Source organism: Blastocatellia bacterium, assembly GCA_035275065.1.
Taxonomy (GTDB): domain Bacteria; phylum Acidobacteriota; class Blastocatellia; order UBA7656; family UBA7656; genus DATENM01.
This window is the reverse complement of record DATENM010000150.1, coordinates 102,885-114,758: the sequence shown is the minus strand read 5'-3', so window position 1 is coordinate 114,758 and position 11,874 is coordinate 102,885. Positions and strand designations below refer to the sequence as shown.

The window sequence follows — 11,874 nt, the reverse complement described above, 5'->3', positions numbered from 1 at the left end:
TCGCCCGGGCCGTATTACAGTGAATGTCCGACGTGGTAGGCTCCCGTGAGCGGCGAGCGATTTTGATCCTTATAATACTCATGCCACCATTTTGCCGCCTGCCAGATGGCTTCCGGGCAGCTCGAACGGCTCTCGAGCCCCGGCGTCAGATCGTAGCCCGTGGCCCCGACCGCCACCTCAAGCATCGCCGCCGCAGGGATGCCGATGCCGTCCAAGAGAGGGTTGCTGCTGCGGGCCACACCCCACACGTACTCAAGCCAGCGGACGATCAGACCGACGGCGTCCAGGACCCCCCGCTGCTTCTGGAAGCGCTCGAGCGCTTCGGCCACGGCCCGCTGCGGACGCGGGACGTTGAGGATGGCGATGTTCGGGAATTGCGCCGCGTCCCGGTAATGGCCGAGCTTGCCTTTTTGCAGGCCGTTAGTAGGCGGCGGGTAAGCGAATCCCTGCGGCGGCTCTAATGAGATTTCCGTCACCGTTGTCGACGCCATGTTCTTGGCTGCTTTGCCGAGCAGCATCACATGCGACCAATAGCTCGGCACTAAGTCATGGCGAACGTGTGACTGCGCGACCCGCAGGCGGAAAGCGGTCGGACTCGTGCCGCCGACCAGGACGAGCGTCGTCTGCTCACCGCCGGCAGGCATGTTCCGCGCGAGCCATTCGAGATTGTCCTCGCCATCACTCCTGTCTACCTTTTTCAAGGCGTCGCTGGCCGAAGTCGCATTAGAGCTGATGATGTTAATCATAGTGTATCCCTCTTAGGCGCTGAGCAAGTTGATCGGGCTCACTTCGATGGGCGCGCCGATCTGACTATTCAGACTCAGGGGCCAGTACTTGACGCGCAACTCCAGGCCGCCGCCCTGTTGGCGAAACATTAACAGGACGACATGATTGCCGCGCTGGCCATGAAGTTTCGAGCAAAGGAACCGCCCCTGCAAAGCATCCGAGGCCAGAAATTCTGGCGGGTCCTGCGGGTCGGCGTGCCGCGGCCATGGAGTTTTCGAGCCGAAGATGCCGCCGATGAACGCCCCCGCTTTCTTCAACGTATCCTGCCCGATGTCGGTTACCAGTGACGCCGGCGAAGAGATGACCTCGGCGAAGGCGGTCCTGCCTGTTTGAATATCGGTGGCGGTCACCACACGGCCCCAGTGAACGTCGCCCGTCAGGCAGAGCGCCGGACGTCCGGCATCGGCGAGCCGTTGCAAGCTCGTCATGATGCGCCCATAGTCCCCATAGTTCGGCAGCTCATAATCGACGACGGTGCCGGTCAGCATCCCGGCAGCCTGGCGGAAAAGAGATTGTCCGGACAGGAATACTCCGAACTGCTGTTTGGCGATCACCTGCGACACCCAGTCGTCGAGTTGCTGGTGCGCCTCATCCGTCATGGTGAACTGGCGGTCGAAATCTTTATTGCTGCGCGTGTCGGCCAGGAAGAAAGACAGGGGCGCGACTTCGACGACAATCGGCTCGCCGAGTTTCGCCGGGTAAGCCAGCTGGAATCCTTCATAGACCCGTCGTGCCGCCGCGCGCCAGCGCTCGCGACCCGCCTGATGGAAGCTGTTCTGAACGATGGGGCTGACGTGCGGGTAGTTGTTCCAGTACTCATGATCGTCGGGGATAGACAGGCTCGGCGCCGCCGCCAGGACACCGGTGTAGCCGAGCGGCCCGCGCCAGTTGGCTGTGTAGTCTTCTTCGAACTTCTCTGCAAGCCAGGCGGTGTCATCCGGGAAGTCTCTCAAAGTCGGCAGGTCAAGGTAGACCTGATCGCCGGCGAGCAGCGTCATGTGTGGCCTGGAGGTGGCCGGCAGTTGCGAAACGATTTGACTGGCCAGGCCGCCACGGTCTTCCGCCTGATGAAAGCAGGAGGTCAGCAGCACGTTAAACGTCCGGTCGAGTTGCGGCGTGACCGCCGCCGGCAGCGTCCGAACTTCCAATGTTCTGCCGTCGCCGTCTGCCTGGACGGAGACCCTGTAGAAGGTATCAGGCGTAAGCCCGGAGAATTCATAAACGCCGGTGAAGGCTCTGGGGGTATTCCGCGGGTCGGCGCCCGCGGGCAGCATGTCATCCGGGCGGACGCTGGCCAACTCCCGTAAAGCGACGGGGGCAGCCGGCGAATCATTAATAAACCAGGCGAGGGCCGGCGCGCTCATCGCCTGAAAGACGCCGACCCAGACTCTGACCCGATCACCCGGCGCGACGCGTGGATAGAGAACAATGTCCATTTCGAACTAGGCCGGAAAGGAAGGTTAGGCGGCGCGATGACTCTCAGACCGTAACGGCTATTACAATGGGATTTCACTCAAAAACCATTTATTCCTTATGTCGAAGGCCGCCGCACATTACCATCTCTTGACTCGGAAAGGATAATCTCCAATTCCTACTGTTGTACCAGCTTCAGTTCTTCCTTCCAGTGTAAGTATGTAATCGTCGTTGTTTAGAATTGCGGCTGGGAGGGTTAGAACCAATGTCCTTGAATTTATTTGATTCGGTCTGATTTGATCCTTACTCCAGACTTGGGTCCCTTCAAATGTTTTGATCAATGCGGTGTAGGTCTGGTAACCGCCCGGTTTATCCGTATGTATTCTGATTTGGAATCGAGAAACGTTCGGGTTGATATGTACCACCCTCAACTGCCCTTGACCTCTGGTGAAGGCGGCAGCTTGGACATCAAGAATGGTAGTATTATTCCTTGAGATCAATGGTCCAGATTCCTGCAAGGTGATGACTTTTTCTTTAAGTTGCTCTCGCTCACGGCGTTCGCTTTCCAACTCTTTAATCATTGCCTCACGGCTGTCTTTTTCTACAATAACTTGCTGCCGTAATTCCTCTTGGTTTTGTTCTAGCACCGCTTGCAGAGAGCCCATGTGTCTGATTCTCTTTTGAAGTGAAAAATTCCATAAGACTAAAGATACAACTATTCCAATCAAGAATATCATTCCGGCGAAAGAGAGACGCCTACTTCTCAGGTGCAGAAAGGTCATCAAAGAGCGCACTTTACTGGCAGGCTTGAAATGGGCCGAACCTTGCTTGCCTGGCTCGTCAATAGGATGCTCGGAAACGAACTTGATCATGTCGCGGACAAATTCAATCTCGTGAGCTTGGCGCTTAGAGGATAATAATAGACTTTCGATCTTTTCACGCTCATGTTCGGCCAGGGTGCCTTGTGCATACTCATCAATCAAAGCATCTTCAACCGAGCACAGTTGTTCAAAATACTGATTATCAGCCAGGAACCGCCCCTCAATTTGGGCTTGCTCCTCTTCCGTCAAATCCCCCAGCAGATAGCGGATCATCAAGTCTTCTTGCAGCGTCTTCTGCTTCACGGTAGTAACCCTTAATACAGTATTAAAATCGCCAACAACCCTTCCGAATGCAGCAGGAACAGATTACGACCCCAGGCCAGGGTAGTCTGATCGCTCACCATCTTGCCCTTTACATATAAGTGAAAAAATAGAAGGATAAATTTCTACCTCCTTTTGTAATTCTGAAGACATTGCTCCTCACATGCCCTTAATTCCTGTTTGAGCCGATGTATTTGTAATCTCAGGGCATTGAGACTCATGTTTAGGGACTGAGCTAATCTATCTCTGGTTTCTTCGCCTGCATAATAATGCTGAAGTAAACTGCGTTTATCCCGGGACAACCCGTGCAAACATTCCTTCCTACAATCTTGCGAATCCTCACAATATGTTTGAGTGTGATCAGGTAAATTATTGCTAATCATCTCTCGCTTCTTCTTATCTCGAAGATATTCCCTGAATACATTCCTGGCAATCGCATAGATGTAGGAGTAAGGATTATCCGCGTGAATCGCTTCTCCCGCACCAAGATTCCTGGCCGTCCTTCCGATGGTTTCGTCAGCAAGGGACTCCGGTTCCTCACAACGTTTCCACCCGAAGAACTTTACCATTTTTGAGCGCAACTGTTTATACCTCTTTTCTGGGTCAGGAAGGCTTGGCTCGAGACGGAGCAGTAAGGCTTCAAAGGCTTGAGAGTTCTTATCGATCATCTCTAGAGGTCATCTTTCGGATGATTCAGCCTACTACTTCCATTCACCTTGGAGTATGAAGGCAGCCCAGTAGTAAGGAGACTTCCAGCGCGGTTGCTGCAACATCCGCACCTGGGCGGCTCGCAAAGCCGCGACGGGGCGTAATTGGTTCCGACCAAACAGCTCTTCATAAAAATACTTCATTAACTCCGCCGAGGCTCTGTCGTCTACCTTCCACAAGCTGGCGACTACGCGCGCAACCCCGGCATACATAAACCCGCGCGCCAGCCCCACGATCCCCTCTCCTTGAATGTCCTTTCCCAAGGCAGTCTGGCACGCGCTTAAGACAACTAAGTCGGCGGTGAGCTTTAGATTGTAAATCTCGTTAAGCCGAAGAAACCCATCCTGTGGATTTCCCTGCTTATCCACCAGAGAGAGCACGACGCCATACAGGTGCGGGTGCTCTCCATAGATCAGTCCATGAGTCGCAAAATGCAATATACGATATTGCTGTAGGTCCGGGCTCTTTGCTGCAAAGAGGGTTGCATCAAAACCGAGAGCTAGCTTACGCTGTTGCTCAGGTATAAGACTGGCAATGGTCATTGCTTCACTTGCCGCAAAAGGTAATCGCTCAAACCGCAGTCTTTCTTTAGCCTCATCTAGTAGTTCATCAGACCTCGGTTGGTACTGGCCTCGGCTCACTTCAATGTGGCCAGGCTTGTTATTAACATTATTCCTTCGACGGCCTTCGTTCATTATGACCCGTGGGTCGTTACGCTCAAATATCGGGTCTGCGAAGACTGCAAGCGCTTTCGGCGCAGGGCTGCGTCCATTGGTCTCTGACCTCAGAGCTGAAAGTATTGAGACTGATGGCAGGTTGACGATTTCGTGATTCACCACAAGAGGCTGTTCTTGCCTGGTTTCTTTGGGGTTGTTAGGATCGCAAAGCGCAGCAAAGGGCACGTATTGTAGTGCCCCATCCGCTACGATAACTAATCGCTTGGCTGCAAGGTAAGGCGCGACAGGATCGAGTAACATGCTTGTGAGGTCCGTTGCCGCCTCACCGTATTGAGAAGCTTCGTTTTCTAAGGCCCTACTTCGTTGCTGTGGAAACTTGCTACTTTGGCTTTGGGCGTCTCCGGTTAAGGATCTGTACAGTCGAATTGCTGCGGCCTCTATTTTCTTACGAGGGGGCAGCTCAAACACCTTAGCCCATTTCGATGTCACAGCCCAAAGGTAGCTCTGTTCTTCCCCGAGCGAATATTCCAGAACCATGGTATCTGCATCTAGTATTTGTTGGATCTCGGAAAGGGTCATCGTATGGGGTTGCGTTAGATTGGCATATTTCGGACTGGTCGCCCTGATCTGAGCTAGTACATCTTCATACCGACTTGTAATGTCTACAAGCTCTTTTTTAATTGCTGTTGCCTCCTCCTCTGTATGCGAGCGACTGAGCAGGCGCATCTGTCGCTCTGCTTTGGTATTGAGCAATTGTTGGAGCTCGCGCTCGTGCAGCAACAGCACCGGATCGACACCCTGTCGAATGTCTGCCTGGGCCTCGTTCAATAGATCAAGCAAGACTCGCCCGCGAGACCTTTCACTCGCTCCGAAGGCTACAGTGTCATAGCCTGAGCCAGGATTCTGCCGGTGCATACGCATTAAGATTCCGATATATAGCTCGTAGTGCTGATGCGCGGAGGCAAAGTAGGATGCCTGTAGTTCCCGGCTGGCGACTTTGACGCGTTGCGTTTCAACTATATCTAACAGGGCCTTGGCCTGCTCATATGCCTCTGCAAGGTTGCCAAGATCGCGGTAAGCCCGAGCGATGTTGTGAAGTGTTTGTGCCTCTTGTGCGCGATCTTCTGAGGCCCGGCTGAGGTGGAGGGCTTGCTGATAAAACACGAGCGCCTTCTCCCTTTGTCCAGACCTCTCACTAATGGATCCGAGACCATTAAGCGTTGAGGCTTGTGCACGCAGGTCAGAAACCGCCTTGCTCAGTGAGAGCGCACGGCTCAAGTAATCGAGCGCCTTGTCTTTGTTCCCGAGCGAGTCAAAGACAATCCCCATGTCTCTCAGTGTGTAAGCCTCTGCTCTCTGATCACCGAGAGAGCGAGTTGCATTGAGCTTCTTCGTGTGATACTCAAGGGCCTTTTGATTATCTCCGAGTGAATAATAGACTTCACCAATCAAGCCTAAGGTAATCGCTTCGCTAGAGCGCCTGCCAGCCACTTGAAAGAGTTTCAAGGCCCTGCCGAAAAGCTCTACTGCCCTCTGGCGATCTCCCAGGGTTTCATAAATATATGCCATCCCATTGAGGGTAACGGCCTCGCCCGCGAGATCCCCCATCATTCGGAAGAGACGAATCGCCTGCGTATGGGTATCAAATGCCTTCTGCATTTCACCAAGCGAGCTATTTAGCAAAGCAATTGTCGTCAGCGTCTGAGCTTCCCCCCGCAGGTCTTTTGATTTGCGCCAAAGGAGCAATGCCTCATTGAACAATGAGAGGGATTTTTGCAGGTCGCCGGGATCACCATATGAATAGGCGATGTTCGTTAGCGTTTGCGCTTGACCGCGGCGGTCTTGGGATATTCGCCAGAGGTTCATGGCCTGATCGAAAGTGTTGAGCGCCTGCTGAAAATCGCTCAACAGGTGATAGACCAGGCCAATAGCATTTAAGGCTCGGGCTTTCCCCCGAATGAAGCCGACTTCGTTGCTGAGGGTGAGTGCCTGTCTAGCGTTATCCAGTGCGGCTTGCCAGTTTCCTAGATCAGCCTGGACTTCCGACAATGCATTGAGAATATCAATCTCCAGCTGCCGATCACCGGCGACCTTACTCAATGGAAGTGCCAGATTAAAGGAGGTCAGGGCAGCCGGATTTTGGCCGAGTGTCGCGTAGACATCGCCGATGCTTTTGAGCGCACTGGCTTCCTCGGCTCGATTATCGAGCCGGCGCCAGTAAGTCTGTGCCTGCTTATACTTCGCGATGCACTGCGTCAGCGATTTAAGTTGCCATTCTTCCCGCAGCCTTTCAGCCTCTGCGGTTGCTCGCTCAGCGGCGATCAGATAACCATCCCCCGCGGCCGGCCTTCGCACCGACTCAATCGTCAGTTGACAATGTGCCGCTTCTCCTTCTTCTTCGCGTGATTCAATGTCTAGGGTATATGTGCCTGAGAAGTCTGTAATGAATGTAAGGGGAGTCGGTCTGAATCGGCGAGTATTGAACTCATAGATCCTGTGATGTGATGGAGCCGACAGGCTCACCGAGAAGACAGCCCACTCCCCTTCAAAGATCACACGCACAAATTGGGCAGCAGAGAGTATGATCTGGAAAGATGTGCGTTTACCTGCGCCGACCTCCTGCCTAATCGTTTTTCCTGGCAATAAGTGAATGGGCTCTTGATTAGTGGTTACGGGCTTAAGCGCCGTCCCAAGGCTCGTTCCCGCTTCCCGGTTGTAGCGATGCGCAAACGAGCGGGGGCACACGTTTGCTAGCAGAACTATCAGCAAGATCAACCTGTATACGGTATGCCGGGGAAAGTTGGTCAACGAGAATCGACAATTCCCTGGTTGGAACATTGGTATCGCCTTATGTCAGTCTTTTATTCATCGTCAGCTAACAAGAGGATACAGTGTCAATACTTAGCGGTACGTCGAACAAACAATCAATACAGGAACATCCACTGCCCTAAGTTCTCTGACAACCTGACGGTGCGGGTGTTATTTACCACGAAAACTTCAGACAGTTCAACCTGATTGGCGGGGTGGATATTACAGATACCTGTTTCTAATGATGAGATTTTACTTTCGATGGTAAACCCGGGGTGAAGGGTGTACCCGCCAGTCTGGTCCTGGCATTGATCGTCAGGTGTGAATGCAACCTGAAGGGCGAGTGATTGTGCAAGCAATCCTCTCTGACAGGGGAGCCCGTGGGCCGCGTCGAACCTATCTCCCAGGCGGGGATTAACGACGCGTAGTCGCTACCCCTGCCAGAGAGGATTGCTTGTTTCGTAAGGTAGGCCAGAGACACGACTAGCGCATCAATCAATCGCCCCTTAGAGCCAGCCCCAGACATATCTAAGCCGAGATGCGCAAAGGGAGACAGATTGCTGGTCGATACTCCAACCACGAGCCCGGACGCTTCAGCGAGTCCTACTACTGCGGACAGCTTTTTTTGATGTGCCTGTTCCCTTCTTGGAAGACGCCCCCCTCAATGATTGAAGAGAACCACTCCTTTCAAGGTCTTTGGCGGGCTTCTTCTTGCTGCCGGCCTTGGCGGTCCTCAAAGATTGAAGCGTGCCATCTCTTGTCGATTCTTTTGTCGTCTTGCGTTCTGCCATTTGTTTCGCTCCTCTCATTCGTTACGTCATCCGCTACCCAGTCTGACTCTTTAACTCGCAACAGCTCACGCCGAGAGCGGGCAGACGAGCGGTGACTCATTAGACTAATCTAGAGCGCCTCGCGCGAAGCTACACACAACATATAAGTGACGATTCGGAAGAAATAATTTCATACGTCGAGTGAGTTTTCAGTATATGGGATTAGATAGCAGGAAAGTGCCTATGCGCTTTATGAGAGAATTACAACGCCATTCGATTGGGACTGGTCCCTACCCCGTATGCAGAGTAACTGATCGCCTGTAGCTTCCGTTCAGCGCCCTCTCATACGTGATTAGGGTCCCTAAGGCATTGAGCCGCTGACCAAGAAACAGACAGTACGCACCCGGGCCATGGACTACCAGGTGCACTTGCGAGGCCTGGTAATCGCGCTTGCACTCTCGGATCAGTTCCTTGGCATGGATGGCTAAAGCCATAGCATCCTTATCCGAGCGCAAGCTCCCATCCCCCGTCCCATCATTCGGTTCAGCGTAAATCAATGTCGAGAAAGTTTCAGGATACTGATTATAGAGTGCAACAACTTCATCTCTAGCGCTGCCGGTAATTGATAAAGCGATGAGAATATCCTGCTTGCGGCTGCCTTTTCTCTGTTTGGCCACTAAGATTTTAAACCCGCGCTTCGATGAACCAGCATCGGACCTCCACAGAACCGTCTTACCACGGGTGGGCTGTTCGGCGCGAAGGCTGTAGCCTCCGACCTCAGGAAACGTAGCCCCAACTGCGAGCAGCGCCGTTAGCGGTAACTTGCCCCGAAAATCTATAAAGGCTCCCTGACTATGCTTATCAAGCTCTTTCTTGGCTTTTTGAAGATCTTTAAATAAAGAAAGGTTCCAGGCTTGCTGGCTCGGAACTTTCCTGGTATCGCGACGGAAGTATTCCGTCCAGTCAAGCTCGACTGTGGGAAGGCAATCATACAGTCGTTTAACCCATCCATGAATCCATAAACCTACCTGTGGCTCGTCCGTTCTCTTCCCCTTACTACTGCGGAGTCCTTTGGCCCCGCGCCATTTTTTAGTCAATTGCGGAACAGGTATATGATCGAGAAACGACCTTGAGCCATCAACGCCTCTGCGGGTGAATAGTCTTGGATTGTTCTGGTCCGGCAACCGGTCGAGCTTAAGCAAGATATTGGCCATTCTATACGCCTGTTCTACTGAGTAGCCGAAACTTAATCCTCCATAGAAAGCCGCCGCAAAGCTGATGGCTGCGGAATCTCCCACAGGCTTTCGCATACCAATCGTGAAATCAATGGTCTGCGTAAAAGCCTGCACCTGGGCTTCGCTGTAGCAGGCATTTAGAAAAACCAGGCGGACATTATTTCTGAACATCTCGAACAGTTCCGCCAGTCCTTCTTTGGGAACCGAATGGCTATCGCCAGAACCATCTTCAAGGATGATCCCACTCTTGCCGCCATGACCGCTGAAGTGAACGATGTCTGGCTGGTGTTTGCGCAGCGCCCTGATCAACTCGCTTGTTGTGACCGCCCAGTGTTCGACGACCTCGAAGCGGTCGCGGTTTACTTCCAGCTCGATTTCGCGCTTGATCCGCTCGCATTCCTTTCCCAGTTGCAGGCGAAACAGATCGGTCGGTTCGGCGGCGAGAAAGAGGATTTTAATTTTCTTGCTCATCCTGTGATCTCCCAGATGGCCCTATCGCGATTGGCTTTCTGGATAACAGACCTTGCGCTGGCTGAAGACGCCCCGAATCTGACCGGCGGCGCAGTCTCCCGATCAACGTTCGGGAAGCGTTTTCGCATAGACGGTGGTCATCGCCAAACGCGGCTGATTATTCACAGGGCCTTGGACCCTGTATCGACTTCAATCCGCTAAGAGGTGCGTCTTATTTTGTGGTCCGGCAAAGCAAATATTGTCACTTTGCCTTTCGAAGTGTTCCCACTTTAATCTCGGCGAACAATAAAAGCAATATGTATATCGACTACAGGTCATGGTTTTTTAGACCCATCTCATTTCAAGAGGTTTTCTTTAGCTCCATGAAATTTTCTGCCCGGCGGGGTCACTATACCTGAATGAAATCCGATTAAATTTCCAGACGCCGGCTCGAATCCGTGTAGACGGTGATTTGCAGCAGGCGCTGACTTTTGAACTGTTGGTTCGCAACCTGTTGCGAAGGATTTCCTTATTAGCAGCGGTCCATGGAAGTGGGCGGCTGGACGTGAATTATCGAGCCTTGATTGAACAAGCATCGAACGTTCGGACAAGCGCGTCGGGTCTACACTGGCGAGATTGGGAAAGATATTCGAGCCGACAAAAGGTCAAGATGAACATGGGTGGCTTTGTTGGCACCATCGAATACGCTGGCGAAGAAATCCAGGAGTTTATCCCGCTCATTATCGCTGGCGAGATATTACACATCGGAACTGGCACAAGCTTTGGGTTAGGCAGATACAAACTTGTGGCCTGAGGATTTAAGCGAGTCAGAGTCCCTGTATGGCAGGGGCAGTATCCTATCGCGGCTTAATAGATGTGAGAGAAGATGTCAGAGTATGACCGGACGATCATTTTAGCCGCGCTTCTGTACGACATTGGCCGCTTTCGGGAGCGCACTGGCCGACCGCTATCCGTCAATGCTGACAAGGGGAACTCGGAAAGCCACCAGGGATTTGAGGCATTCAGTGCCCTGGTGATTGATGACCTTCCTGGACATTGGACGGCGATCAAGGACGACTTGCGAGCACTGGTATTGAATTTAAATCACCCCTCTTCAGCAGCTGAGAGGCTCTTGAAGCTGGCCCATGAAATAGCTACGAGTAAATGGGCGGATGTAGAGACTAATCTCTCCCAGCAGCATTCGAATGCAGAACCCGCTTTGCACAGAGGGGCACTAAGGGTAACGCTACCGAGCATGTCTGGCTCGAGTTACTCCAAACCTATTTGCCCGAACGCTATCAATCTGAAATGGCGCACGTCGTGGACAGCAATGGGGCCTTCAGCCAGCAAATCGATGTTGTGGTATTTGATCGACAGTATTCGCCCTTTATCTTTCATTATGAAGGCCAGCTCATCATCCCTTCCGAAAGCGTCTACGCAGTGTTTGAGGCCAAGCAATCTATTAACGCTCGCCATGTCGAATATGCCCAGGAAAAGGTGGCCAGCGTCCGTCGTCTTCACCGTACCAGCCTTCCGATCCCCTATGCCGGCGGCACGTACCCTGCAAGGCCATTGCCTCACATCTTCGGAGGTCTGCTAACCTTTGAGAGTGAATGGAACCCTGCTCTGGGTAAGCCCCTGACGGATGCGCTCAGTAGTGGGCCAGAGGGCCACCTTGACATCGGCTGCGTTGCTGCACATGGCACATTTACCTGCGACGCGAATGACTGCTACACCATCATAGTTGGAGGCAAACCTGCCACAGCATTCCTATTAGAATTAATCGCGCGTCTCCAGAGCAGCGCCACGGTGCCAATGATTGACATCCGCGCTTACGCTCGATGGCTGGCAAGCTGAGGCAGCGAGCTAGGCTTGCCGCAGCTCA

Annotated in this window: 7 protein-coding genes and 1 pseudogene; 2 read left to right on the top strand and 6 right to left on the bottom strand. The window is 52.9% G+C overall.

The genetic code is table 11. The features are described from left to right. Positions 1-14: 14 nt before the first annotated feature. The 6 genes from VJ464_27915 to VJ464_27890 all read right to left on the bottom strand — a co-directional run bounded on the left by VJ464_27915 (position 15) and on the right by VJ464_27890 (position 10,010). The gene (locus tag VJ464_27915; protein HKQ08980.1) at positions 15-746 is read right to left on the bottom strand and encodes a hypothetical protein; all 732 of its coding nucleotides are present in this window, start codon (positions 744-746) and stop codon (positions 15-17) included. 12 nt (positions 747-758) lie between these two features. After that, complete coding sequence (locus VJ464_27910) at positions 759-2,222, bottom strand: hypothetical protein (GenBank protein HKQ08979.1); 1,464 nt, start codon at positions 2,220-2,222, stop codon at positions 759-761. 117 nt (positions 2,223-2,339) lie between these two features. Then, positions 2,340-3,323 (bottom strand): hypothetical protein, encoded by a 984-nt coding sequence (locus VJ464_27905; GenBank protein HKQ08978.1) that lies wholly within the window; start codon positions 3,321-3,323, stop codon positions 2,340-2,342. Positions 3,324-4,042: 719 nt separating this feature from the next. Further along, on the bottom strand, positions 4,043-7,369 hold the full coding sequence (locus tag VJ464_27900; protein ID HKQ08977.1) for a CHAT domain-containing protein: 3,327 nt from the start codon (positions 7,367-7,369) through the stop codon (positions 4,043-4,045). 758 nt (positions 7,370-8,127) lie between these two features. Next, positions 8,128-8,325, bottom strand: a complete 198-nt coding sequence (locus tag VJ464_27895) for a hypothetical protein (GenBank protein HKQ08976.1) — start codon at positions 8,323-8,325, stop codon at positions 8,128-8,130. Positions 8,326-8,594: 269 nt separating this feature from the next. After that, positions 8,595-10,010: an SAVED domain-containing protein gene (locus tag VJ464_27890; protein ID HKQ08975.1), complete on the bottom strand. Its 1,416-nt coding sequence runs from the start codon at positions 10,008-10,010 to the stop codon at positions 8,595-8,597. A 367-nt stretch (positions 10,011-10,377) separates the two neighbouring features. On the opposite strand from VJ464_27890, the gene cas6 reads away from it, so the two are divergent. Further along, positions 10,378-10,803: a CRISPR system precrRNA processing endoribonuclease RAMP protein Cas6 gene (cas6, locus tag VJ464_27885; protein ID HKQ08974.1), complete on the top strand. Its 426-nt coding sequence runs from the start codon at positions 10,378-10,380 to the stop codon at positions 10,801-10,803. 404 nt (positions 10,804-11,207) lie between these two features. Continuing rightward, positions 11,208-11,846, top strand: a pseudogene (locus VJ464_27880) (DUF6602 domain-containing protein). Positions 11,847-11,874 lie beyond the last annotated feature (28 nt).

Bases quoted from the DNA above. Each gene is read 5' to 3' on its own strand.
- VJ464_27890 (HKQ08975.1), bottom strand. From the start codon at position 10,010: ATGAGCAAGAAAATTAAAATCCTCTTTCTCGCCGCCGAACCGACCGAT.
- VJ464_27910 (HKQ08979.1), bottom strand. From the start codon at position 2,222: ATGGACATTGTTCTCTATCCACGCGTCGCGCCGGGTGATCGGGTCAGA.
- VJ464_27915 (HKQ08980.1), bottom strand. From the start codon at position 746: ATGATTAACATCATCAGCTCTAATGCGACTTCGGCCAGCGACGCCTTG.
- VJ464_27895 (HKQ08976.1), bottom strand. From the start codon at position 8,325: ATGGCAGAACGCAAGACGACAAAAGAATCGACAAGAGATGGCACGCTT.